Source organism: Bacillus cereus group sp. N6, from assembly GCF_016483705.1.
Taxonomy (GTDB): Bacteria; Bacillota; Bacilli; order Bacillales; family Bacillaceae_G; genus Bacillus_A; species Bacillus_A wiedmannii.
Genome location: NZ_JAEHBI010000007.1, coordinates 57982 through 84244 on the forward strand (window position 1 = coordinate 57982; position 26263 = coordinate 84244).

Consider the following 26263-nt stretch of genomic DNA (forward strand, 5'->3'; position numbering starts at 1 on the left):
CTTTACTATCATACTAAATTTTCAGCATATTCTCATTAAAAATAAAAAATCCCTTTCATTCTTTTTACAAATGAAAGGGATTTTATGTCATATCACTCATTTTGCTGTTCCTACTCCATTTAAAACATACTTTGCAATAACTGCATATACAGTGACTGTACCTGCTACTAATGCATATACCATACTCATGCACCAACCTTTTTTGATAATGATTATCACTTTTAAATACATTTTATCATTAAAGAGAATCATTATCAATACTTTTCATAAAGAAAGCCCCTTATAGAAAGGAGCTTTACTGCCTGTTTTGAAGAAGGTTAAAACTTGTTGTGCACTCTTATTATATCTCATAATACATATCTTAACAGTTTTAAAAATTGGAAATTACCTATATACCCTCCTCTTTACATTTTGTATAATAAAAGGGAATTACTTAACAAGGAGGAAAATAATGACACAAAATATTTCACAAGGTGAGAGGATACATTCCATAGATATTATTAGAGGAATAGCTGTACTAGGTATTTTTCTTGTTAACTGGCCAATTATCGCCGGGGTTGACTCACGTGATATTACAGGAATTTACGAAGGGATAGACAGCTATATTCGCCTATTTTACGATATGTTTATTCAAACGAAATTTTATACAATTTTTTCGTTTTTATTCGGATTAGGTTTTTATATTTTTATGAATCGTGCTGAGGCGAAAACCGATCGTCCAAAAACTTTGTTTGTTCGCCGCTTACTTATTTTATTATTATTTGGTTTCTTACACTACGTTCTTTTATGGGACGGGGACATTTTACATACTTATGCAATTACCGGATTTTTCTTATTTTTATTTTACAAGAGAAATCCACGTACTATTTTAATATGGTCAATTGTACTATTAAGTTTCATGCAATTGTTCACATTAGTAGGTTCTCTTCTCATGTTATTAGTGCCGGTAGATGAACTAGGCTTTTCCATAGCCATTATGCCGTTAGAAAACTGGGGCTTACAAATTACAGACAGATTCCATTCTTTCTATTCTGAAGCAATAAGTAACAGTCTTATTATGCTTCCTGAAACACTAGGATTGTTTTTACTAGGATTATATGCCGGTAAAAAAGACATTTTCCGCCGTGCTAAAGAATTAGATCTAAAACTTAAAAAATGGCAAATCATTATGTTCATTTTAACATTACCGATGTGGTTTATTATGGTTTACTTCTTTATGAACAATCAACCATACACACCATTTTCACTTATGGGTATTACGATGATAAGCGGAAAGACATTGTTCATCTTCTACATTGTCACGTTAATGCGTTTATTACAAAAAGAAAGATGGCAAACATTATTACGTCCGTTCCAGTATGTTGGTCGAATGGCGTTAACAAACTACATTTCACATACAATTGTTACATTACTTGTATTCGGACTATTGTTCAAAAATGATTATCTTGCTCCATTATGGGTAGGTCCTCTATTTTGCATTAGTTTCTATACGTTACAAATCTTTATTAGCCGCTGGTGGCTGTCACGTTATCAATACGGGCCACTTGAGTACATTTGGCGTCTTGGTACGTATGGGAAAATGATGCCACTTAAAAAGAAAAGCAAGGTCTCATAATGAGACCTTGCTTTTTTACGCTTCTCTTACTGCACTTTGCATAGACACTGGCTCTTCTTTTACTTTCACTTTACGCTGCGGCACCATATTAAATACGATATTTAAAAGTACTGCTGACGCACTTCCAAGTACAATTCCGTTATCTGTTAAAATACGAATGTTTTCAGGAAGTTGTGAGAATAATGTCGGAACAACTGTAACCCCAAGCCCAATTCCAACAGAACATGCAACGATTAATAAGTTTTCTTGTTTACCAAAATCAACGCTACTTAACATTTTAATACCATATGCCATTACCATACCAAACATCGCTAACATTGCACCGCCAAGTACTGATTTCGGGATAATAGTTGTAATAGCTGCGATTTTTGGAATGAACCCAAGAACGATTAACATACCACCACAAGTATAAATAATAACGCGATTTCTTACTCCAGTTAATTGAACAAGTCCTACGTTTTGAGAGTATGTTGTATATGGGAACGCGTTAAAAATACCACCTAACACCATCGCTAATCCTTCTGCTCGATAGCCTTTTGTTAATTCTTTTTCACCGATCTTTTTATTGCAAATATCAGATAATGCGAAATATACACCTGTTGCTTCTACAATCCCTACGCAAGCAACTAAAATCATCGTAATAATTGGCGTTAATTCAAATGTTGGTGTACCGAAGTAGAACGGCTGAATACCGTGGAACCAATCCGCTTCTCCAACCGCTTGCAAACTTACTTTCCCCATAAATGCTGCGACAATTGTACCGAACAATAGACCAAGTAAAATAGAGATTGAACGAATAAATCCGTCAAAGAAACGATACATAATGATGATAAATAGTAATACACCAAATGCTAACGCTAAATTTTCAAGACTACCAAAATCCTTACTTCCTACTCCTCCAGCCATATCATTAATTGCTGCTGGAACAAGTGTAACTCCAATTACGGTAACGACAGATCCTGTTACAACAGGTGGAAACAGTTTTACAAGCTTTCCAAATAATTTCGCAAAAATAACAACGAATAACCCGGCAGCAATAATCGCTCCATAAATAGAAGACACACCGTATTGTTTCCCGATTGCAATCATCGGCCCAACCGCTGTAAATGTGCAACCAAGTACAACGGGAAGTCCAATACCGAAAAAGCGATTTGATAATGCTTGTAAAATCGTCGCAACGCCGCACATTAATAAATCAATCGAGACTAAATATGTTAACTCTTTTTGATTTAAACCAAGTCCGCCGCCCACAATAAGCGGAACGATAATTGCGCCAGCATACATCGCCAGCATATGCTGCATACCAAGCGATGCGATTTTAAATGGATGTTGCTTCATCGTTTATTTCACCTCCGCAGTTTCTTGCTGTACAAATGTAACTGTGCCGTTATCAAGTGATGCAATTTCTGCTAGTGACTCAACACGAACTCCTTGTTCACGAAGCTTCTTTCCTCCATCTTGAAATGCTTTTTCAATAACAATACCAATTCCTGCAATACTTGCTCCTGCTTGCTCTACTAAACTCATTAAACCTAAAGCAGCCTGACCATTTGCTAAAAAGTCATCGATAATTAAAACACGATCATTTTCATCGATATGATTTCGAGATAATGAAATTTCATTCGTTTCTTGTTTCGTAAATGAATATACGTTTGCAACGTACATATTATCTTGTAACGTTAACGATTTACGTTTTCTTGCAAAGATTACTTTTACACCAAGCTCTAATGCAGCCATAACTGCTGGTGCAATGCCTGAAGATTCAATCGTCACGATTTTTGTAATGTTCTCTTCTTTAAAACGTTTAGCAAATTCTTTTCCAATCTCTTGCATAAGTACTGGGTCAATTTGATGATTTAAAAATGCATCTACCTTTAATACGTCACCAGATAAAACCTTTCCTTCGTTCAAAATCTTTTCTTGTAATACTTTCATGTTTGTTCCCCCTCTTATGCAATAAAAAACTCCAAAAGCCGCCACCACTCGTTACAAGTGAGAGACGCGCTTTTGGAGTTTCGCAAAAAAGAATGCTAAACAAGCAAATATATTCGTCCTCACTCATAGTCAAAGTATTTACGGTACTTCGGTAGAAACTTGCAGGCCATATCCCCGCGATTATATGAGTGTAGCTAACTATTTATTTTATAGAAGGATTATAACGCACTTTTTATACTTTGAAAAGCATTTCTTAATAAAACACGTACAAATTTTATAAAAACATCATTTTTGTTCGAGTTTTGTAAACTCTTACATATTATTTCAAAGTGTCGTTAAAATAATCGGCCCATCTTTTGTAATCGCAATTGTATGCTCATATTGCGCTGATAATTTCCCGTCCATCGTTCTTGCAGCCCATCCATTTAAATCTACTTTCGAATATCGCATACCTACATTGACAATAGGCTCAATTGTAATTACCATTCCTTCTTGTAGTTCAGGCCCTTGTCCTTGTTTCCCAAAATGAAAAATTGCTGGTTCTTCATGAATCTCTTTATCAATCCCGTGCCCCGTAAAGTCTCTTGCAACCGAAAAACCTTCAGTAGCTACATAACTTTCAATTGCATAGCCAATGTCTCCTACATGATTACCGATTACCGCCTGATCAATCCCTTTATATAAAGCATTCTCAGCTACTAACAATAACTTTTCTGCTTCATCAGAAACATTTCCAATTCTATACGTCCAAGCAGAATCTGAAAGACCACCATTTAAGTTTACTACCATGTCAATTGTTACAATATCCCCCTCAGTTAAAGGAACATCGGCGGGAAACCCATGGCACATTTCAGCATTTACAGATGCACATATCGCATATGGATACCCGTTGTAACCTTTCTGCTGAGATGTTGCACCATGCTTTTCTAAATATGCTTCAACAAACGTATCAATTTCTTTTGTCGTAATACCTGGTTTCATCATTTTGGCAATTTCCCTATGACATGAAGCAAGTAATTTCCCAGATTCATGCATCAAATCTATTTCATTTTTCGTTTTAATTGTAATCATTCTACCTCTCCTTGCTAAACCTGCTATTTGCTACTAAAGTTCAATCATACACATCCTCTGTCAAAATTTCAAAACTCTCAATTACAACAAGTACAAAAATATCTATCCTATACTTCTAAATCAAAATAAAGAAACAGAAGATCCCCTCTGTTTCTTAATCATTTTTACATATATAATTCATTTTCAAAAACTCAAAACAACTACCATTTGTTTTCTGTATAAACGTTCCAACAGCTTCAAATCCTGCTCTTGTATACACTTTAATCGCTCTCTCATTACATGTCGCTACTGATAGTGTTATATAATTGCAACCATATTTTTCTTTACTAAAAGCTAGTCCAGCGTTTACGAACTGTAAACCAAATCCATTTCCAGTTATATCAGGTCTCATTCCAAGACCTATATCAACCGTTCCATCATTTATTTTACAAACAGTAAAAAAACCAATGAGAGTGCCATTTTCCTTCACAGAAAATGTATGATTTCCTCTACTCTCATCATGTAAAAACTCAGCTAAATCTTCTTCATCTGCACCTATATCGTAAAAGGAATACCTCCCTTCATAATGCCAGTTATATGCAATTTCTTCTGCTTCTTCTTGCGTCATTACTGTATATGTATAAGCCATTCTTCTATCCCCCTTGAAAAAAAGAGCTGCAATTAAGCAGCTCTTTTTTATAACTCATAGATTTCTTTATACTTCGCTTCTAAATAATCTGCTAAGTAGTTTGCATTTAATCCTTCACCTGTCACATCTTCTAAAATTTCAAGTGGCTTTTTCGTTTTACCGTATTGGTGAATATTTTCTGTTAACCATTCACGAATTGGTGTTACGTTTCCTTCTTCTAATAATGCATCAAAGTTCGGAATGTCTTTTAACATTCTTTGCTTAAATTGCGCTGCATACATATAACCAAGCGCATAAGATGGGAAGTATCCAAATGAACCACCAGCCCAGTGAACATCTTGCAATACACCTTGTGCATCGCTTTCCGGACGAATTCCTAAATATGCTTCCATCTTATCATTCCAAGCCACTGGCAAATCCTTCACTTGTAATGTACCATCAAATAATTCTTTCTCAAGTTCATAACGAACCATGACGTGAAGCGGATATGTAAGCTCATCTGCTTCTATACGAATGAACGATGGCTTCGATTCGTTAATCGCATCATAAAACTCATCTACTGATATATCATTGAATTGACCATCGCTATACTCTTTTAATAAATCATAATTTTTCTTCCAGAATGATTTATTACGACCGATAAAGTTCTCAAAGAATAATGATTGTGACTCATGAATACCCATAGAAGTTCCACTACATAGCGGTGTACCTTCGAATTTCTCTGCAATATTTTGTTCATATACAGCATGGCCACATTCATGAATTGTTCCAAACACTGCCATACGGAAATCTTTTTCATCATAACGTGTTGTAATACGAACGTCCCCTCTATTTAATGTAATCTCAAATGGATGTACCGTTTCATCAAGACGACCTGCTTTAAAGTCATAATTCAATTGCTTTAATAACTCTAATGTAAAGTTCTTTTGTTTTTCTTTTGAAAAATGTTCTGATAAAGCACTTGTCTTTAATCTCTTTTGTGACTCCGATATTTCTTTTACGAGCGGAACGATACGCTCACGAAGTTGACCAAATACGTGATCTAACACTTCTACTGTAATACCTGGCTCATACATATCTAACAATGTATTATATTTATATGTTTCGTAGCCCCAATATGTAATGAATTTCTTTTTAAATTCAACTATTTGTTCTAAATACGGACGGAACATTTCGAAATCAGATTTTTCCCGAGCTTCTTCCCACACACTTTCCGCTTTCGCTTCTAATTTCACATACGCCTCGTATTCCGCTTGTGGAATTTTCTTATTTCTATCATATTCTTTACGACACTCTTCAACCATTTTCTTCGTCGTTTCAGAAAGTTTATCTTCACTTATTAAAGCTTCAAGCTCTGTTAAATAATTTCCCATCTCATCTGAAGTCGACATGACAAACACTTCTGATGAAAGCATACCAATTACTTCTGAACGCTGGTCTACACCTTTTTTAGGCGCACCTGTTCTTAAGTCCCAAAACATTAAGCTTAATGCTTCACCGTAATTTTGTATCTTCTTCACATATGTTAAAAATTGTTTTTCTACTTCATATGTAGCTACTGTCATCGTATAAAACCTCCCTTTTCTACCTCAAACTTAATTCGACATGGAAACCTAAATTCCTTTTATAATAGAAAAAAAGCTTGGCAAGCGCCAAGCTTTCTCCTTATAATTCTTTACCTTCTACTGGTAGTACGTTTTTCACCGCTTCTATCACTTTCTCATCTTCTGTATCAGATAAGAAGATTGATATAGCCCCTTTATCGTCGCTCGTACGAATTAAACGTCCAATCCCTTGACGAAGACGTAAAATCATATACGGTACATCTACATCCCAGAATGGATTATTTACATGTTTACGCTTCGCTTCAAACACAGGATCGTTTGGAGGGAATGGTAATGACCAAATAATAACATGCGATAATGATGAACCAGGAATATCTAAACCTTCCCATAAATGAACAGCACAAAGTACAGTCTCTTCTTCATTTTGGAAACGAGAAACGAGCTGACTAATTTCTTGATCCCCTTCATATAGGAACGGAACGGACATTTGTTCTTTACTTACATATTCTTTAAACGCTGCAAGTTCTTGTGTTGTACGGAATAATACAAGTGTACGTCCATTTGTTTTCTGTATATTTTCAAGTGTATATTGACACTTTCTTTCCCATTCGTTCTCTTTCGTATGCGATAGTAAGTTTACTGCCATTTGCTCCTCATAATCAAACGGTGAGGCAACTGAGAATGATAAGTAATCTTTTACCCCTAGGCTATTTGCTGTAAATGCGAATGAATCGTTGTTAGATAATGTAGCAGAAGAGAAAATATACGGGATTTTCTTCGAGAATACTTTCTCTTGTAATACTTCTTCAACTGCACGTGGCATAATCACTAACGTGAAGGCTCCATCACCTTCTTCACCCCATGTAATTACATTTTTCTCGTGCATGAACAGACGAAGTGAATGTTCTAATACATCTAAATGTTCATCAACGATATTTAAATCATACGTGTTTACTGTATGCATTTCACTTTCAAATACTAATGCATCACCGACTTCACCAATTTTCGCATAAAGTCTATTCGCTTCAGCTGTTACTTTTTCTGTCACAGTAATTCCTAAACGATCAGAACCGGCGATTTCCTTTTTATTTTCTTGTAACACATCAAAGAATCTCTCTGTTTGCCAAATTGTTTCTTCTACTAAATGTGCAAACTCTTCACGAATATCGTTTTGCAACAATCTTGTTAAAAGTTGCTCCATCATCGTTTGCTTTAAACGATATGTTAAAGCTTTTTGAGCTGCATATTCTACAAGATGTCCTTCATCGAATACAACGCAGCTACTTTCAGGTAATAACGGAATTTGCCCTTCACGCTTACGAGCATCGTACGTCCAAATATGATCCATATAGAAATCTTGAGAACAAATAATTAAATCTGCCGCTTTACGATAATGTTCACGAGAAAGAGTTTGACCACAACGATGACGAGAATCACAAGTGAAGCAATCTTGGAAGTAATCCCAATTTACTTTTGACCATTCCTCATCATTTAAAAGTGGAAATTCTTTTCTGTCGCCGTAGTGAGTAAAGTTTTGCATCGTACCATGATCGAATACAAACTGTGGTAATTCGTAGTATACATCTTCAATTACTTCTGGAGCTCGTCCACTCATAACATCTTCAAGTTTACGTAAACATAAATAATTATCCATTGATTTCGCAAGTCTAACATCAACAGATAGTCCTAATGCTTCAGATAACTTAGCAATGTCTCCTTCTTCTTTCACAAGCTGCTCAATTAACGTTTCATCAGCACAAGCGATAATAGCTGGTTTTCCAGTATAACGCGCATAGCAAATTGCATATAGAAGATATACAATTGTTTTCCCTGTTCCTACACCCGCTTCTGCGAACATTACTTTCTTTTCTTGGAAAGCACGCTCTAATTGAAACGCCATAAAAATTTGTTCATCACGCTCTTCAAAGCCTTTTTCCGGAAGGATATCGTAAAACACATCTCCAATCCATTCATTCAACTTATCATAAAAATTATCTTGTTTTCCTACTTCAAATGGTAATCTCTTCTCAGTAAACATCCTTAGCCTCCAACCAAAAAGTTTTTCTATAAAAAGATATAGCAACTGCTACTCATATGTGTGCAGCCACTTTCCCCTGTTGCCATACATAGAAATACACGAAAAAAAATTTTCCTTTCGAAAAAGGAAAATTTTTTTCTATATTAATGACTTTAAATACCGTTTATCAATCGCTGTTTCGTGTGAAAGAGCTGACAAATATTCTTCTTGTGCTTTTTGTATTTCCTCTACAATCGCACCTTTGCTATCCACTTCTTTCCCGATCTCATCATACGTACGATGAATAGCTTTTTGAATCATAGATAATTGGAAACTATCCATATCACGTCCTCCTTTACGCATTACATAATAGCCAGTATATGCGCGCTGGAGGAGTTTTATACTATGAATTACGCGGTGGACGTTTTCCGAAGTATTGGTAGTAATCTGTACGGATAAATCCATTAAACAGTTTACGTTTCTTCGATGCATCTTTTCCATAACACTTTTCAAATGCTTCGTAGCTTGTTAATACATACGCTGACCATGTATCTAATGGGCGGAATACTTGTCCCATTTCTTTGTACAATTGTTCAACGAGTGCTTTTTCACTTAAACGTTCTCCGTATGGAGGATTCGTTACAACATAGCCATAATCCTCTTTTGTCGTGAAATCTTTTACTTGCATTTGTTTAAATGTAATTAAATCACTTAAGCCCACTTCTTCTGCATTATCTTGAGCAACTCGGATCATACGATGATCAATATCTGATCCAATGATTTGTAGTGGTTGATTATAATTCGCTAAATCTTCAGCTTCTTGACGAGCTTCACGCCAGTTTTGTTTACCAACCCAGCCCCACTCATCTGATGCGAAGCCACGGTTAAATCCTGGTGCAATATTTTGTCCAATTAATGCTGCTTCAATCGGAATTGTACCTGATCCACAGAAAGGATCCACGAAAGGACGATCCGGCTTCCAGTTTGTTAACTTAATTAAAGACGCAGCCAATGTTTCTTTTAATGGGGCTTCCCCTTGATCCATACGGTATCCACGTTTATGAAGTCCAACACCACTTGCATCAATTGTTAATGTTGCAATATCCTTGAGCATTGCGATCTCAATACGGAATAACGGACCATCTTCTTCAAACCAAGTTGTACGTTTATATGTTGTTTTTAATTTTTCAACGACAGCTTTTTTAACGATACGTTGGCAATCTGAAACACTGAACAACTCAGATTTTAACGATTTACCAATTACAGGGAATTCCCCATTCTCTGGAATATAATCTCCCCAGTTTAATGCTTTCGTCTTTTCAAACAGCTCATCAAATGTTGTCGCTTTGAATTCGCCAACTTTAATTTTCACACGGTCCGCAGTACGTAACCATAAGTTCGTGCGACAAATCGCCTTTTCATCTGCTTCAAATGTTACTTTGCTGTTTTCCACTTGGCATTCATAACCAAGATCACGAACTTCTCGGGCAACTAACGCTTCAATACCCATTGCCGCTGTTGCAATTAAAGTAACTTTTCCCATTTGCATTCACCTCTTATGTATAGTTAAACAATAATTAATAGCAATTTGTCCTATTAATCATTACATTTTACGAAGAATTTTCTCATTAACCATTTTAACTCATAATTTATAACTTCATACAAATAAAAAGCCCTCCTCTAACAAAGGAGAGCTGAGTTATTTCATAGTTGGTTCATAACGTTCTGTAAGCCATGTTCTGTTCCTTTGTACTGCAAACGGCCCACGCCTCGTACTCCGGTGGCAATCATCTATCTACAGGTTATACAACCTGTCCTTTCCCATCGTTCATTTCCTTGGAAAAGATTCCCCTACCATTATTTGGGTTTCTCGCTCGTGGGGTTTACCTCGTTCCACTCCTATCATTTCTTCAAGGACTTCGTCACTGTGGCACTTTAAAGGTAGTCAAACCATATCCGAAAAGACTTAGGTTTTTTCCCTGCCGTTAAACCAGCCTTACAGCCAGAATACCCTAGCTTATGAATTGGCTAGGCACGAACACTACAGCCATCTCAGGCCGTGCGAGCATGGACTTTCCTCTACAACGTTGGCGTTGCAGCGATTACCCAAACGTTATGACATCCATTAGTATAGTGGAAACAAAAAGATTTTGCAATGTTTTTTTCTATGTAAAATGCTTTAACCTTTTTACCACTAGAAATTATTCGTATAACTTACTTCCAAATACAGCTTTTTCTAAATTAGATAGACGTTTTAAAATGTCCGTATTCGTGTTGTTATATACAGGTTGTGCAACTGGTGTTTGTACAACTGGTTGTTGTGGCACTTGCGTTGCTACTAATTTTTGTTCCTCTAATTCACGCTTTAAACGAGCATTTTGTTGCTTTAATTGATCAAACTCCTTGTGGAAAGCTTCATAGTCTTTAATGATCATATCAAGAAACTTGTCTACTTCTTCTTGTTGATAGCCTCTCATGCCTGTTTTAAATTCTTTTTCTAAAATATCTTTCGCCGTTAATTTAATTTTATCCGAAATCATTTTCTTCACCTCAAATTTTTGCCAAAACTTTCATTACCTAAATTTTTTCAGAAACAATGCCTTTTGTCAATCATATATACGAGTACTATATTACATATTACTCAGCATTATTCCACTGTTCCTCTTCTATTATATCTTGTAAATCAGAAAAAAGAATAAAATAACTGTGATAATTTTCTATTTCTCCTTTTTTCTTTGCTGCTTCTACAATATATTTGGGACTCCCTGGTTTTTCTTCATCATATACAGCTAAAAGTGCATCACTTTTTTCAATAAAAAATTGATTTTTTAATTTAAATTGTTCCGGGCTTTCGTACTTCCGTTTCGTAATACTATCAATATGGTCTGCTTGAGAGAGAATACATTCGTAATATTCACGGTTATCTTCCTTCCAGCTTTCTTCTTGTTCTAAAAACGGAGTAAATACCGCTAATTTTAGATCTGGATATTCTACTTGAATTTCAAAAACAACTTCAGCAGCCCATAATTCGACTCCTAACTGCCCACTTATTATCACCCATTCCAAACCTTCTTCTACAAAAGTAGTTAATTTTCGATGCAATGCTTTTTTTATACATTCCACCCCTGGATGATCATTTTTAAATATACCAAGTTCAAATGGCTTATATCCCGTTACAGCAATAACTTTCATATCAACACTCCAATTACAAAAAAAGAACTAGCATTTCGCTAGTTCTAACATATCATTTACTTTTTAAATATTCCACCAACGTTTGGTCCAATATTCGGACCTACTGGTGATACATTATTCGGTAAGAATGGTGATACATTTGGTCCTGGACCAAATGGAGATATTTGATGTCCAAAATGTCCATGATGTCCATGATGTCCAAAATGTCCATGATGTCCATGACCACATGGTCCACATCCGCCGCCGAATCCTGGATCAACTGGGTCTACCACATTTACATTCGAGTTTGTTTGTGGGAAGAAGTTTTGGTTTTTAATTTGTTGATGGTGTACATGTGTTGTATGCGTTGGGAAAATGTGTGGCACCACCGTTGTTGAAAAAGAGTGTGTTACGCATTGTTTCGTCGGATGAATGACAGGAGCAGTTGTACAAATAGGTCCTACAGGCTTATGCCCTCCAAAACAAGGATGACAATGATGCATAGTTTTTTCTCTCCTCTCTCGTTAAAAAAATCTGACTACACTTTACAATATGAGAAAAGAGAGAAAGCCGTTTGTTATATATACCCATTTATTACAAGGAAATTTGTCTAGCCTTCTGCTTTATACGTAATGCTTTTTATAGACAACCCCCAAAATTACTTACCAAAAAAACCTCCAACTTGCTTTACAATACCTGTCACTTGGTTCATCGCATTCATCATTTGTCCAGCTGTATTCATCATTTTATTTACATCATAGTTACCATCTGAGTTTTTAAATTGGGAAACAAAACTAGAAAATTGACTCGGTTGCTGTTGTTGTTTTTGTTTATTCTGCGTCGGGTACGGTTGTTTTGGTGGATAAAACATCGCTTGTTGATTTCCATAGGGAGATGGTGGTGGCATATAGTATTGTGAATTCATATAAGGTTGCTGTTGTTGATCCATATAAGGCTGCTGTTGTTGATTCGTATAGGGTTGTTGCTGTTGCTCCATATAAGGCTGCTGCTGTTGATTCGTATGTGGTTGCTGCTGTTGTTGTGGTTGATTCATAAACGATACTTCAAATGGCTGGTAATAATTTTGATTTCCATAATTAGGCTCGAAAGGATACATATTATACCGTAAATATGTATCCGTATTATATTGGTACATATTTTGCTGTGCATATGGATAAGATTGCTGATATACGTTAGATTGTTGAAACATGCATTCTCTCCTCCTTCACATAAGTTTCTACATATATAATATGTACTTGTAAAATAATTTGTGTGACGGAGTATCTGTCTATTTTTGTCGGAAGTTTAAATTTTTAAAAAATTAAAAAAGAAAACCCTTCCATGCTATGATAGTGAAGAAGAAGATTCTCATGGGGGAGGAATCAACATGGTATTAGGGGATTTAAAACAAGCGTTTTCTCAAAAAAAGGGGTATTACACAGAGAATGTAAATGAATTGTTAGACTTTGCGAGACATTGGTATCTCGAAGGGAAAATATGCATTTCAGATTACCGAACATTAATAAAAGAATTAGAAATAAACGGTGCAACAAAACCTACAACAATGACAGAAGCATAAAAAAAAACAAGAGGGTTTCCCCTCTTGTTACTTACATTGCTCAATTATATTTTGCAAAGTATACGAAATGGCTTGATGTGTTTCAAAGAATCGCTTACCTTTACCTTTATTTACAAAACATTGCAACACATTTGTCTGTAAATTATCGTACACTTGATCAATTTGCTGTACATGTATATACTTCGGTTTTTCTTCCTTAATCCATTTATAAGCTAATTCTTTCCACACTTTTAATTCCTCATCTACCATATCTACAAATGGTTTCATATCCTTATAAAAATCGTACTCAATCATTTCTCTTTTTTTCACATTCGCTTCATTATTATACTGCATGAGTTTTTCTGAAGATTGTATCAATGCTTCATACTTCATTTTATTCCCACCTTATTATGCACTCACTACGACGTTTTGAAATGCCTTCACCCAATTCCCTTTTTCTTCGTGATGCACTAATTTATTTTCCATATGCTCAATATGCATTTCTGTTATTTCTATCTTATTGCATATTTTTTCACCCGTATCCTTCAATGCATGATTCATTCTAATCCCTATATTCATTTCCAGCAAATCGAGAGAACTTAACATTTGATCCATTGTTTTCATTACATCTTCCTTCTGAACCATCGCCATATACAAAACGCCCCCTTCTTTGCTTTTCCTTTGTCATGTAATTTCGCCGAATGACTCCTCACTCCTGCTCACATGACAAAACTAGTTGTTATTCGTCAAAGAAATCATTTTGTATGTCATTTATAGAAATGGTAACAATACAAAAAGGAGGTGTATGAAAATGACAAAGAACAAAAACGAAAAAAAGAAAAAACAAAACAAACAAAATAAACCCGAGACTGGCAACCCTAAGTTAGATGGTCCAAACTTCCCTGCTACATAAAGTGAAACTTTAATCAGCGGGGGTTTTGTTCATCCCCACTGATTATTAGCCTTCTCAATCGGGCTTTTACGGGCAGTTGATCCACACCTAAATTCTTTGCTTTCACTGAATTTTGAGACGTGGGTCTTACTGCCCGGCAAGTAGCGGGATAAAGTGAGACTTTAGCGCTTTTACAAAAAGCTAATTTCTGAAGCATCCTTAATCTCCTATATTCATTACGTTTTGAGATTAAATTGTTAGCATACACGGCAGGATTACTTCACATTAAGAAGTCCCGTCTTCATTTATGAAGACGGGACTTCTTTTTTATTATATCACGAACTCATCCATCCTTTTAACAAAACGATTTACGATAGAAGCAACATAGATTTGCTCCCTCTTTCTTTTATACCATTCTGTTATATCAACTTCACCCTTATACTCTTCCAGTAGAAACAACTCATTTATTTCTATATCTCTACAAAACCAATCTCTCATACTTATTTCCTTATGTGCAACGACAGGATAAACCTCTCTAAGGGCTGGCGTACAAGATTTTCTAGCTTCTCTTACATAATATTCATAATCTGCTCTTGATCCTGTGTGTATAGTTTGCAATGCAAACCTATGGAATAAACTTTTATAATTCGGATGAAACAGTAACTCCGCTAATTTCTGCCCTAGTTCTATACGCTTTTGTAACGTTTCAAATTGATAAACTGAAAAACCATACATCCTCCCTTCAACAGTCGGAAAAATAACAGCACTAATATGAAGCATTTCTTGCAATTTAAAAAGTGCAGTATGGAATACATGTTTTTTAAAATATGCATTCTCAATAACTGGTTTTTGAATTTTATTTTGTTCATTTATAATAAGCGCTGTCATGAGCCTATTTATATCTTTTTTTTCCCAAAAATAAATCCATTCTTTTTCCATAAAAATTGATACGTTAAAATATTGTAACAAATAGAATAGTGGTACCTGCCTCCTCTTACTTTCTTCGTATAACAATAGCTGAGGAAATGCATCTAAAAAAATAATCCAATTCGCTTCTTCATAAGTCAGAAACAAATGTTTTTTTACTGTTTGAGGTAAAACAGTAGCATAATATCTCCCTTTTAAATCAGTCATATTCCATCCCGCATTTCTCGAGACCATACTTGCTAAAAAGGCCCACCTAATTTCACTGTTCCTTACATAATATTCTTGATAAGACTGTGTTCGAGAAATGTTGTCCATATTAGCCATTTCTATTTTCCTCTTAATGTTATAAACGATTGTTTTTTCTTCGTCTGTACAAACCATACTTTTACGATATTGTTTAATTTTCTCATAATCATTCCATGTAAACATAAATAAGTCATCATACCTTTCTTCAAAAAGGTCACATCTTTTTTCATTTTTTGTTATAATCACCTTTGTAAGTAATTCTTAGCAAGTTGGGAGTGGACACACTATGACCATTCGTTACCCAAACGGAAAACGGTACAATCAAGCTTCACAACCTCATAAAACACCAATTAAAAAACATACTTATAGTAATAGAGGTATGTCCCTTGAAGAGGAATTGAATGAAACAAATGAATATTACTTAACCCATAATATTGCATGTGTACATAAAAAACCTACACCTCTTCAAATTGTAAAAGTAGATTACCCCGCTCGAAGTACTGCAGTGGTAAAAGAAGCGTATTTTAAACAACCTTCTACAACAGATTACAACGGTGTATACAAAGGGAAATACATCGATTTTGAAGCGAAAGAAACAAAAAATAAAACCAGCTTTCCACTTCAAAACTTCCACCTTCATCAAATTGAACATATGAAGCAAGTAATCGTTCATGATGGAATTGCATTTGTTATTATTAAATTTACACTTTTTGATGAACTTTATTTACTAGATGCAAAACATATTATTGCATTTTGGAATCGTCAAAATACTGGTGGACGGAAATCGATTACGAAAGAAGAAATAGAAGAGCATGGATCTTTATTATCATGCGGTTATCACCCTCGGATTGATTATATCCGTGTACTAGACACGGTTTATTTTTCGTGATAGAGTCATCACTAAGGCTCTTTTTTCGACTTTTGGGGAGAGAATGAAAGGTAGGAGAAAGTATAATGTCAGATAATTATCGTTCTCGTACAGAACGAAATCATGTAAAAAATCAAAATCAAAAGCAAGAAACAAATAAAGAAAAAAAACCAAAGAAAAAAGGCTCCTTTTTTAAAAAATTCCTTATAGGTTGTCTACTTCTTGGTATCGTTGGTCTTATAGCTAGCGTTTCCGCTTTCTTTGTTATGGTGAAGGACGCTCCAAAATTAGACAAATCAAAACTTGTCAATCCTTTATCAACAAAGTTTCTTGATAAGAATGGGAACTTTTTCTATGAATACGGTGCTGAAAAACGAACCCACGTTACGTATGATCAAATTCCAAAGGTAGTTGAAAGTGCATTCCTTGCAACTGAGGATTCACGTTTCTATGATCATAATGGAATTGATTTTAAACGAACTACAAAAGCAGTTATGGAAAATGTCACTGGAGGGTTCGGATCTCAAGGTGGTAGTACGATTACACAACAAGTAGTCAAAAACTATTTTCTAACGATGGACAAAACTGCGAAGAGAAAAGTACAAGAATGGTACCTATCTTACAAATTAGAGCAACAATACTCTAAACATGAGATCTTAGAAATGTACTTAAATAAGATTAACTTAGGTAACCGTTCGTACGGTATTGCAACAGCAGCCCAAAAATATTATAACAAAGATTTAAAAGACTTACAGTTACATGAAGCTGCTATGCTCGCTGGTTTACCCCAAGGTCCAAACATTTATGATCCAACCAAAAAGGAAAATGTTGAACGAGCAACAAATCGTCGTAATGTCGTATTGTCATTAATGAATCGACATGGTTATATAACAAAAGCTGAAATGGATAACGCAACGAAAATCCCTGTAACTGAGGGTCTTCAACCATCTTCAGAAGTAACAGAGATGAAGTATCAAGCATTTTTAGATGCTGTTGTAAAAGAAGTTGAAAAAGAATATCCCGATGTAAATATCGGTTCAGATGGTTTAACAATTCATACAACACTTGATCAAGATGCGCAAGATTATGCTGATAAAATTATGGATGGCAACCTTATTAAGTATCCGAACGATCAATTCCAAGGATCATTCGTATTTATGGATACACAATCTGGCGAAGTTCGAGCAATTGGAGCTGGGCGTAAAGAAAGTAAGTCTACTTTCAAAGGTCATAATATGGCAACTGATTTAAAACGCCAAGTCGGTTCAACGATGAAACCAATTTTCGACTACGGTCCAGCATTTGAGAATTTACAATGGTCTACATACCATCAATTAAACGACTCAGAGTATACGTATTCCAATGGTAAGAAAATACGAAATGCAACAAAAAGTTACAAAGGTGACGTTTCACTACGTGAAGCTTTGAAAAAATCATTAAACATCCCAGCTTTAAAGACAGCTCAAGCGGTTGGTCTTCCTAAGTCACAAGCGTTTGCTGAAGGCTTAGGTATGACATTTAAAGACGGCAAAACATATGAATCAACAGCAATTGGTAGTAACGATAGTTCTCCATTAGAATTAGCAGGTGCATATGCAACCTTTGGTAATGATGGTAACTATAATAAACCGCACTTCGTAAAAGAAGTCATCTTCCCAGACGGTAAAAAGAAAAGTTTTAAACCGAAAGAACAACGTGCAATGCAAGACTACACAGCTTACATGGTTACTGACGTTCTTCGTGACGTAGTAAAACCTAGTTCTGGTGGTACAGGTCCAACAGCATACGTTTCTGGTTTTGACGTAGCTGGTAAAACAGGGACACAAAACTTTGATGAAGACGTTCTTAAAAAATATGGTATTCCAGCTGATGCAAACAGAGATAGCTGGTTCGCTGGATATACACCACAATATACAATGGCTGTTTGGACTGGTTACGAAAAGGATGGTCCAGAAAATTACATTGGTGATCGCTCTACTAGAATTGCACAACAAATGTTCCAAGTAATGATGAGCAAATTTGCTACAGATAAATCTCGCTTTGAACGTCCTTCTTCTGTACAAGAAATAAACGGAGAATTATACGTAAAAGGTGCGAAAAAAGATGCAATTAAACAAATTAAAGTAGATGCACCTAGTGGTCTTAATGTTACTTTCGATGGGGCTAGCACCGTTACACTAAACTGGTCTGGACCAGCAGAAGTTGATGCGTATGCAGCAAGCTATAAAGCAACTGACGGTTCAAGTGGTAGTTTATCAATAAATGGTACGACAGCTACTCTTGGTGGTATTAAACCAGGCGTTACTTACAGCTTCTCTGTAGTAGCGAAAAAAGGTACTGGAACAAGCCCTGCAGTTGGTGCATCCTTCACTGCACCTGGCGGAACTCCAGACCCTAAGAAAGCTGAAGAAGAGGCTAAGAAGAAGGCTGACGAAGAAGCTCAGAAAAAAGCTGATGAGGAAGTACAGAAAAAAGCTAATGAAGATAAACAAAAACTAGAAGAAGCTCAGAAAAAAGCTGCTGAAGAGCAGCGTAAACAACAAGAGCAACAGCAACAACAACAAGAAGAAGCTCAGAAAAAGGCTGCTGAAGAAGAAGCCGCTAGAAAGAAAGCCGATGAAGAAGCTGCTAGAAAGAAAGCTGAAGAAGAGGCTGCTAGAAAGAAAGCTGAAGAAGAGGCTGCTAGAAAAAAAGCTGAAGAAGAACAACACAAGCAACAAGAACAACAACAAAATACCGGAGGAGATACACCTCACGCAGACGGAAATGCTGTTATAACAGAGTCTTAATACAAAAAAAGAAGTCCTTTCTCTTAACGAGAAAAGGACTTCTTTTTTGTTATCATTTTCTTTACATATAGCTTTTCTATTTCAATATACAACTGCGCTAACTGAATATAAGAATGATAATTATTCGGTTTTTTTATAATGAACGAATATCGCTCTACAAAATTAACTGGTTGTACTTCCAATATACTCGTGTAATCTTCCATTTCGTTCAAACTATGGATAGGTTGCTCATTTAACCAATATACAATTGATAACAAATGCGCTGCAAAAAGAATCATTGGACCTTCAACTTCTTGCTTATTTCTGTTTCGAAATAGTGTAGCAATGTCTTCATGCTTACTTTTCCATACATTAAACAGTACAGGAATACTATTTTCAATTTCATTCCACGGCTCATATTGTCTTTCAATATCAAATATAAAGTAAGTATTTTGTATTATTTCTTCAAAAGACTGATCTGTATGATACGTAATCGAAGTTACGCTTTCTGTAAAAAATGGTAAGCACCGAAATTCTTTCGGTATTTCTATAACTCGCTCCATCCTTTATTTCCCCTTCATTCGCTTCTTTCCTTCACGACACACTTCTAGTAATCGGCACTCTTCACATTGTGGTCGCTGTGCTTTACAGTGGTAACGCCCAAAGAAAATCATACGATGATGTGTAACGCCCCATTCATCCATCGGAACTTTCTTCATTAATGTCTTTTCTACTTCTAACACCGAATCTTTCCACCTACAAATCGCTAACCGTTTACTCACTCTCTCTACATGCGTATCAACAGCAATCGCTGGAATTCCAAATGCAACCGAAACAACTACATTCGCTGTCTTTCTTCCTACTCCTGGTAATTTCGTCAGCTCGTCACGGTCTTCTGGAACTTTCCCGTTATAATCATCTAGCAACATCTGGCACAATTTTTGAATATTTTTCGCCTTATTTCTAAACAATCCAATGGAACGTATATCTTGTTGTAATTCTTCTAAAGACACGCTTAAATAATCTTCTGGTGTTTTATATTTTTGAAATAAATTTTTCGTCACTTTATTTACAAGTGCATCTGTACATTGTGCAGATAACGCCACCGCGATTACTAATTCAAATGGATTATCATGAATTAATTCACAATGTGCTTCTGGATACATATCCGCCATTGTGTCTAAACAATAGCGAATTTGCGTTTTATTTAACATATACTTCCTCCTACATTACTGCTCCAACCAATTATAAAAAGGCACTTTCCCAGTAAATTTCGTCTCTTGTTTTGTCGTTTGCTGCGTTCGTTGTTGATTTGCTCTAAATTTCCGTCCTTGGTTTTGGGCTTGATCTACTGTTTTAATACCATTCTTTTTCCACTCAAATAAAATACGATCAATATATCGGAAATTAAGCTTACCGCTCATTACAGCTTCCCTGAGGGCCGCTTGAATTAAATTCGGATGATGTTGATCTTGATCTTCCCACATACCCAACGTTTCACATTCAAACGGAGAAAGTGGTCTTCCAAATTCTTTTTCAAATACTGTATATAAATTTACTTGCAGTTGTTTTATTTCTTTTTGTTCTTCCTCTATTGATTCGTTCATTAAGAAATGCAATATTTTTTCCCATAGCGGTTGTAAAGAATAACTTTCACACATCATCGCTTCTGATTTTTGTCCACCTTCTAGTGATAAAAAACCTTTTTGAATCAATGTCTGAATTACTTCCATACATTTCATTTCAGTAATCGTCATCCGTTCTGAAATCTCTGACGGAGTCGGAAACGAATTGCCCGATTCTAAAAATGTGTGTACATGAAGTACAACCATAAATTCCATTTCATTTAGCCCTAATTTTTTATAATGCATCATAAGTAATTTTGGAATTGCAATGCTTCCCTGCTCAAACCACTGTAACATCATTTTCTTTTTCATCACCAAACACCTCGCTCTCTAGTATAACACACCTTTCGCTATTTCTTTTTGCCACAATTCGTCAAAAAAACCTTCCTATTATGTAGGAAGGTTTTTTGTATTGCGTTAATAAAATATACAATTAAGCTTGCACTTTACTTTTCATAAACGTATGAATGCGTTCTAATGCTTTCTCTACTTGTTCAAGAGATGTCGCATATGATAAACGAACGTTATTTGGAGCACCAAATCCTGTACCTGGTACAAGAGCCACTTTTTCCTCTTCTAATAGAGCTTTTGCCCAATCATCCACAGTTTCGTATCCTGATAAAGCTACAGCTTCTTTTACATTAGGGAATAAGTAAAATGCACCTTGTGGTTTAATGCAAGTAAAGCCAGGGATTTGAATTAATTTATCATAAATAATGTTTAATCTTTCTTCAAATGCTTGACGCATTGTTTCTACAGGTTCTTGTGAGCCTGCATATGCTGCAATTGCGCCGTATTGAGCGATTGAAGTAGGGTTTGACGTACTATGACTCGCTAAGTTCGTCATCGCTTTAATAAGCTGCTTATTTCCTGCTGCATATCCAATACGCCATCCTGTCATAGAATGAGATTTAGATACACCATTAATAATAAGTGTTTGTTCTTTTAATGCATTAGAAAGCTGGGCAATCGAAGTATATTCTGCTCCACCATAAATTAATTTTTCATAAATTTCATCTGAAACGATTAAAATATCGTGTTCTAAACATATTTCTCCAAGCTGTTGTAATTCCTCTTTGCTATAAATCATTCCTGTTGGATTGCTCGGTGAATTAATAATAACTGCTTTCGTTTTCTCTGTAATTGCCTCACGCAGCTGCTTCGCTGTAATTTTGTACTCATTGTCTTCCAGGCCTTCTACGTAAACTGGCTTACCTCCAGCAAGCTTTACTTGCTCAGGATAACTTACCCAATAAGGAGTTGGGATGATAACTTCATCTCCTTCATCAAGTAACACTTGGAATAATGTATATAATGCATGCTTTGCACCGTTACATACAATAATTTCAGATGGATCATACGCAATTCCTTGATCACGTGTAAACTTCTTCACAATTTCTTGTTTTAACGCTTGTAATCCACCTGTTGGTGTATACTTCGTATGTCCTTCTAACATCGCTTTATGTGCAGCATCCATAATATGTTCTGGCGTATTAAAGTCAGGTTCTCCTGCCCCTAATCCAATTACATCATGACCTTCTGCTTTTAATGCTTGTGCCTTTGCTGTAATTTCTAAAGTTGCAGATGGTGTTAAAGCAGCTACTCGCTTTGCTAATTTCATTTGTAGTTCCCCCTACATCTATTTTTCAATGCTGTAGTGACCAGCATAAACCCCATTTTGAAACTCTAAATAATAATACGTATAACGATCTTCCTGATCAATATATGTAATTTCCCACAACGGAATATCGTTTTGAGCACCTAATTTTACTTTTATAATTTCTTTTGGCTTTGGCTTTGGCTCATCACCTTTTCCTGTAGCTTGTTCAGCCAACTTTTGCAAAGCTTCTTTTTCAGGAATACCTTCACTCTTTTTCTTCACAAGGACATTCCCTTTTTTATTAGGCACCCAAACAATAATTTGTTCTCCTTTTTCGTCTACACCTTGTACGACTGTATATGAAGAATTTCCATTATAATAATCAACAGATTTTACTTTTGTAAGCTTTGCCTTTTCTTTCGCAATTTCTACAGATTTTGCCTCTTTAGGGATTTTCTTTTCCATTGCTTTATTGTAAACATACGCCCCATATATTCCGCTAGCAACGATTACGATAACGATTGCAAAGATCCACTTTTTCATTGTATCACTACGTTCTGTAAATCGTAAATACAGCTATTTCTTTATCTTTTTCGTCTAATGCTAATCCGAACATGAGGTCCTGTTCTTTTAACGTACGATTCAAACTATCAACAATTTTATACAAGTCAGACGAATATTTAATACGCGTCGTTGATAGGACTTCGATTTTCTTATCCATGAAAAAACTCCTCCGTTACACAAAATTTCTAATTATAGAAGAACGCAATACGGTTACAATAAGAGTACATTCTTTACAACCCCTGCTTCATCACCCATCTATTATAGCAGGACATGTACTGCAAAAAAAGGTTTCAAGTCGAAAACCAATACATTTTGTATACAAGAAGTAAGAAAAATAAAATTCCTCCTACCCACATTTTTTACGCCTGAAGCTTAAATGTACTTCAGGCGTATTTTTCTTCCAATTTTATTTATTTGGCCATGCCTTTAATTGTTCTAATAATTCTTCTAGAGGGCCTTCATAAAGCGGAACAGTTGGGATTGATTGTAAAAAACGTTTTCCATAAGAAGCGCTTATCAAACGACGGTCTAATACAAATACTGTTCCGGTATCTGTACTTGTTCTAATCAGACGACCAAATCCTTGTTTGAAACGCAAGATTGCTTGCGGGAGTGCTAACTTAGCGAATACGTCCTCTCCTTGATTTTTTAACCACTCTCCTTTTGCTTCCATCATCGGTTGATGAGGAGGCGTAAAGGGAAGCCGTACAATAACAAGACAACTAAGGGCATCTCCAGGTATATCTATCCCTTCCCAAAAACTACTTGTTCCTAACAAAATCGATTTGTCGAACTCTTGAAATTTACGAATGAGACGACTTCGGCTCTTATTATTTACACTTTGCGTTAATAATAAATACCCCTCTAATTCCTCATCATTTTTCAAATTCGTATACGCTTCTTTCAACATTTCATACGAAGTGAATAAAACAAGCATTCTACCTTTTGTAGCTTTCGCGATTTTTGCAATATGTGCCGACACAGATTCAATATATTCTTCATTACTTGCTTGCTTAATAAAAGGCACATCTGTTGAAACCATTAATTTCATCTGTTCTTCAAAACGGAATGGTGATGGAACCTGTAATGTATTGGGAGCAAAATCATGTAAACCTAGCTCCTCTTTTATATAGTCAAATGAATCGTTTACTGTTAACGTTGCTGATGTGAAAATAACACTCTTTTTCTGTGTTAAAAATTCATCCGCAAGCCTTTCACCAATATGAACAGGCTGTGCATATAAAACGGTTGAATGAATTGTTCCCTTCGTTTCAGTCTCCATCCATGTCACATATGAATTTTTTTCTAAAATGAGTAATTGTAAAGATTTTTCCATCTTTCTCAACAACTCAATTAAATGCATAAATTCACCTGTAATAACATGCATCTCCCATTCTAATTTACTTTGCAATATATCAACTTGCTTCTCAAGTATAGTCAATAATTTTCTTACATCGTATACAAAACGATTTGTTAACTCGGTAATGCTATCCCATAACTTACCTTTCTCTACTTCCGTGTTATATCGATAAATGAGTGGCATATTGCTTATCCCTTGTTCCTGCTTTGTTTGTTTAAAGATGAAAGCACGTAACATTTGGAATAGCTCATCCGCATCAAATTTCAATTCCTTCAAACTATGACTCACCATACGGAAAGTCGAACGAGAGGCTTGCTCTGATTTTTTCATCATTTTATATACTTTAGAAAGTACATCATCTGTTTCTAGCGTACCAAGACGAGATAAAACTAATTGAAAATACATACAGGAGAACTGTTCACCTAATATTCTACTCGCCGCTTCCTCGATATGATGAGCTTCATCAAAAATAATATGTTCACATGAAGCAAATAGTGGTTCTTCACTTGAAAAATCTTGAAATAATAACGCATGATTTGTAATAACGATATCTGCAAATAATGCTTTATTCTTTGCTCGTTGATAAAAACAACGGCTATACCAGTTGCTTTGCATCCCGCCTGGACTATGTACATCACTACAAATACGGTTCCAAAGTAACTTTCCGCCCTCAGGAATATTTAATTCATCACGATCGCCAGTTTCTGTTTGCAATAACCACACTAAAATTTTTGCCTTTGTGAGCGCCATATCATAATTTTTCTCTTCCTCTTGCAAAGCATATTCAAATTTATGTAGACAAAGATAATGCTTTCTTCCTTTCAAAAGAGCTACTTCAAATGAAAATAGCATTATTTTCTGTAATAATGGAATTTCTTTTTCTAATATTTGTTGTTGCAGTTGTACTGTTTGGGTACTTATGATGACAGGTTCTTCTTTTTTCGTTGCAAAATAAATACTTGGAAGTAAATATGCAAGAGTCTTTCCTGTTCCTGTTCCTGCTTCAATTAGTGAAAACCTAGAATCTCTTAGTGCTGTATATATTTCCTTCATCATAATCTGTTGGCTTTCTCTTTTTTCAAACCTTGGCATATTCAATTCAAGTTTATCGATTGCCTTATGCAAGAAAGCATCAAATTTAGATGAACATGTTTCACTGAGATTTAAAGCATAATTCCGTTTTCGAAGCGCAATATTTCGATACACTTCATATCCCTCTGCCACTTTTCTACCATGCATCATTTTCTTTAAAATATTTTCAGAAAGTACATCCGCTATATCACTTTGAAAAACATCGCTCAATTCATAAAGCGATTGCAAGGTGACAAGTGGTAACTTTTCAATTTCATTTAAAAATTGTAAAAATAATTCCGCTGTTGCAAGAGCATCACTATCCGCACGATGCGGTTGATCGTGCTCTAATTCATGTTGTTTAGCTAAATCACGTAATTTATAACTATCAGCTGTCGGCAAAAGAATTTGCGCCAACTCCACTGTATCAACTTTCGGACAATGTACTTCTGTATATCCAGCCCACCTTAATTCTTCCGTTAAAAAATTCCAATCAAAGTGAACGTTATGTGCAACAAAAGCTGCACCTTGCAATAGCTCAACAACCATCGGGGCTACATCATGAAATAACGGGGCTTGCTTAACCATACTCTCATCAATCCCTGTTAATTCTGTAATAAATGGCGGAATCTCTCTCTTCGGATTAATAAAAGATGAAAAAATCTCTAGTATCTCTCCATCTTCCACTACAACAGCTGCGATTTGGGTAATTTTATCCTTCCCGTCCTTCCAGGAGTTCCCTGTCGTCTCTAAATCCACAACGACATAACGTTTACTCATAT

At 35.6% G+C, this 26263-nt stretch carries 27 protein-coding genes, 1 other RNA gene and 1 riboswitch; of the genes, 5 read left to right on the top strand and 23 right to left on the bottom strand.

Features of this window, described 5'->3' with window-relative positions; translation table 11 throughout:
* The first annotated feature begins 451 nt into the window (after positions 1-451).
* Positions 452-1615 carry a DUF418 domain-containing protein gene (locus JDS99_RS08050; protein ID WP_199694910.1) on the top strand — a complete coding sequence of 388 codons (1164 nt, stop codon included), beginning with the start codon at positions 452-454 and terminating at the stop codon, positions 1613-1615.
* Positions 1616-1630: 15 nt separating this feature from the next.
* Here JDS99_RS08050 and pbuX read toward each other — a convergent pair whose 3' ends face one another.
* The 13 genes from pbuX to JDS99_RS08115 form a co-directional block, all read right to left on the bottom strand.
* Positions 1631-2953, bottom strand: a complete 1323-nt coding sequence (gene pbuX, locus JDS99_RS08055) for a xanthine permease PbuX (RefSeq protein WP_000809222.1) — start codon at positions 2951-2953, stop codon at positions 1631-1633.
* A 3-nt stretch (positions 2954-2956) separates the two neighbouring features.
* Positions 2957-3550 carry a xanthine phosphoribosyltransferase gene (locus JDS99_RS08060; RefSeq protein WP_000866483.1) on the bottom strand — a complete coding sequence of 198 codons (594 nt, stop codon included), beginning with the start codon at positions 3548-3550 and terminating at the stop codon, positions 2957-2959.
* Between the two features lie 106 nt (positions 3551-3656).
* Positions 3657-3758: riboswitch (purine riboswitch) on the bottom strand.
* 116 nt (positions 3759-3874) lie between these two features.
* Entirely contained in the window at positions 3875-4621 is a 747-nt protein-coding gene (locus tag JDS99_RS08065; protein WP_199694911.1) for a type I methionyl aminopeptidase, read from the bottom strand.
* Between the two features lie 154 nt (positions 4622-4775).
* Positions 4776-5249, bottom strand: a complete 474-nt coding sequence (locus tag JDS99_RS08070; protein ID WP_199694912.1) for a GNAT family N-acetyltransferase — start codon at positions 5247-5249, stop codon at positions 4776-4778.
* A 47-nt stretch (positions 5250-5296) separates the two neighbouring features.
* Complete coding sequence (gene ypwA / locus JDS99_RS08075) at positions 5297-6814, bottom strand: carboxypeptidase (RefSeq protein WP_088062731.1); 1518 nt, start codon at positions 6812-6814, stop codon at positions 5297-5299.
* Between the two features lie 100 nt (positions 6815-6914).
* Positions 6915-8852: an ATP-dependent DNA helicase gene (locus tag JDS99_RS08080; protein ID WP_199694913.1), complete on the bottom strand. Its 1938-nt coding sequence runs from the start codon at positions 8850-8852 to the stop codon at positions 6915-6917.
* A gap of 138 nt (positions 8853-8990) precedes the next feature.
* Positions 8991-9173 (bottom strand): DUF3921 family protein, encoded by a 183-nt coding sequence (locus JDS99_RS08085; RefSeq protein ID WP_199694914.1) that lies wholly within the window; start codon positions 9171-9173, stop codon positions 8991-8993.
* 61 nt (positions 9174-9234) lie between these two features.
* The gene (locus JDS99_RS08090; RefSeq protein WP_000521230.1) at positions 9235-10374 is read right to left on the bottom strand and encodes a THUMP domain-containing class I SAM-dependent RNA methyltransferase; all 1140 of its coding nucleotides are present in this window, start codon (positions 10372-10374) and stop codon (positions 9235-9237) included.
* A 180-nt stretch (positions 10375-10554) separates the two neighbouring features.
* An RNA gene (rnpB, locus tag JDS99_RS08095) (RNase P RNA component class B) lies at positions 10555-10945 on the bottom strand.
* 87 nt (positions 10946-11032) lie between these two features.
* A complete protein-coding gene (gene gpsB, locus JDS99_RS08100) occupies positions 11033-11371 on the bottom strand; it encodes a cell division regulator GpsB (RefSeq protein ID WP_000622425.1) in 339 nt (112 codons plus the stop codon).
* Positions 11372-11468: 97 nt separating this feature from the next.
* A complete protein-coding gene (locus JDS99_RS08105) occupies positions 11469-12023 on the bottom strand; it encodes an SLOG family protein (protein ID WP_000862919.1) in 555 nt (184 codons plus the stop codon).
* 56 nt (positions 12024-12079) lie between these two features.
* Positions 12080-12505 carry a CotD family spore coat protein gene (locus tag JDS99_RS08110; RefSeq protein ID WP_098857566.1) on the bottom strand — a complete coding sequence of 142 codons (426 nt, stop codon included), beginning with the start codon at positions 12503-12505 and terminating at the stop codon, positions 12080-12082.
* Positions 12506-12660: 155 nt separating this feature from the next.
* Entirely contained in the window at positions 12661-13212 is a 552-nt protein-coding gene (locus JDS99_RS08115) for a YppG family protein (RefSeq protein ID WP_098148368.1), read from the bottom strand.
* Between the two features lie 177 nt (positions 13213-13389).
* Between JDS99_RS08115 and JDS99_RS08120 the strand changes: the two genes are divergently transcribed.
* Entirely contained in the window at positions 13390-13581 is a 192-nt protein-coding gene (locus JDS99_RS08120; protein ID WP_000242661.1) for a YppF family protein, read from the top strand.
* A gap of 27 nt (positions 13582-13608) precedes the next feature.
* On the opposite strand, the gene JDS99_RS08125 is transcribed toward JDS99_RS08120, so the two are convergent.
* Together JDS99_RS08125 and JDS99_RS08130 are read right to left on the bottom strand one after the other, a co-directional pair.
* Entirely contained in the window at positions 13609-13953 is a 345-nt protein-coding gene (locus JDS99_RS08125) for a YppE family protein (protein ID WP_000872967.1), read from the bottom strand.
* Positions 13954-13968: 15 nt separating this feature from the next.
* Complete coding sequence (locus JDS99_RS08130; protein ID WP_001252041.1) at positions 13969-14211, bottom strand: hypothetical protein; 243 nt, start codon at positions 14209-14211, stop codon at positions 13969-13971.
* Positions 14212-14296: 85 nt separating this feature from the next.
* Here JDS99_RS08130 and JDS99_RS08135 point away from each other — a divergent pair, with 85 nt between their 5' ends.
* On the top strand, positions 14297-14473 hold the full coding sequence (locus tag JDS99_RS08135) for a hypothetical protein (RefSeq protein WP_002020884.1): 177 nt from the start codon (positions 14297-14299) through the stop codon (positions 14471-14473).
* 309 nt (positions 14474-14782) lie between these two features.
* Here JDS99_RS08135 and JDS99_RS08140 read toward each other — a convergent pair whose 3' ends face one another.
* Positions 14783-15808, bottom strand: a complete 1026-nt coding sequence (locus JDS99_RS08140) for a DUF2515 domain-containing protein (RefSeq protein ID WP_098857615.1) — start codon at positions 15806-15808, stop codon at positions 14783-14785.
* Positions 15809-15911: 103 nt separating this feature from the next.
* Here JDS99_RS08140 and recU point away from each other — a divergent pair, with 103 nt between their 5' ends.
* Both recU and JDS99_RS08150 read left to right on the top strand, forming a co-directional pair.
* Positions 15912-16514, top strand: a complete 603-nt coding sequence (gene recU / locus JDS99_RS08145; protein WP_199694915.1) for a Holliday junction resolvase RecU — start codon at positions 15912-15914, stop codon at positions 16512-16514.
* Positions 16515-16579: 65 nt separating this feature from the next.
* Entirely contained in the window at positions 16580-19282 is a 2703-nt protein-coding gene (locus tag JDS99_RS08150) for a PBP1A family penicillin-binding protein (protein WP_199694916.1), read from the top strand.
* A gap of 23 nt (positions 19283-19305) precedes the next feature.
* Here JDS99_RS08150 and JDS99_RS08155 read toward each other — a convergent pair whose 3' ends face one another.
* From JDS99_RS08155 to dinG, 7 genes are all read right to left on the bottom strand, one after another.
* Complete coding sequence (locus JDS99_RS08155) at positions 19306-19824, bottom strand: YpoC family protein (RefSeq protein WP_098857569.1); 519 nt, start codon at positions 19822-19824, stop codon at positions 19306-19308.
* A gap of 3 nt (positions 19825-19827) precedes the next feature.
* Complete coding sequence (nth, locus tag JDS99_RS08160) at positions 19828-20475, bottom strand: endonuclease III (RefSeq protein WP_046958931.1); 648 nt, start codon at positions 20473-20475, stop codon at positions 19828-19830.
* 15 nt (positions 20476-20490) lie between these two features.
* Positions 20491-21198, bottom strand: a complete 708-nt coding sequence (gene dnaD, locus JDS99_RS08165; RefSeq protein WP_000728534.1) for a DNA replication protein DnaD — start codon at positions 21196-21198, stop codon at positions 20491-20493.
* A gap of 121 nt (positions 21199-21319) precedes the next feature.
* Complete coding sequence (gene aspB / locus JDS99_RS08170) at positions 21320-22507, bottom strand: aspartate transaminase AspB (protein ID WP_088062716.1); 1188 nt, start codon at positions 22505-22507, stop codon at positions 21320-21322.
* Positions 22508-22525: 18 nt separating this feature from the next.
* Entirely contained in the window at positions 22526-23029 is a 504-nt protein-coding gene (locus tag JDS99_RS08175) for a cell wall elongation regulator TseB-like domain-containing protein (protein ID WP_199694917.1), read from the bottom strand.
* Positions 23030-23036: 7 nt separating this feature from the next.
* Positions 23037-23207, bottom strand: coding sequence for a YpmA family protein (locus tag JDS99_RS08180; protein ID WP_000358351.1), 171 nt, complete (start codon positions 23205-23207; stop codon positions 23037-23039).
* Positions 23208-23456: 249 nt separating this feature from the next.
* Positions 23457-26261 (bottom strand): ATP-dependent DNA helicase DinG, encoded by a 2805-nt coding sequence (dinG, locus tag JDS99_RS08185; protein WP_199694918.1) that lies wholly within the window; start codon positions 26259-26261, stop codon positions 23457-23459.
* Positions 26262-26263 lie beyond the last annotated feature (2 nt).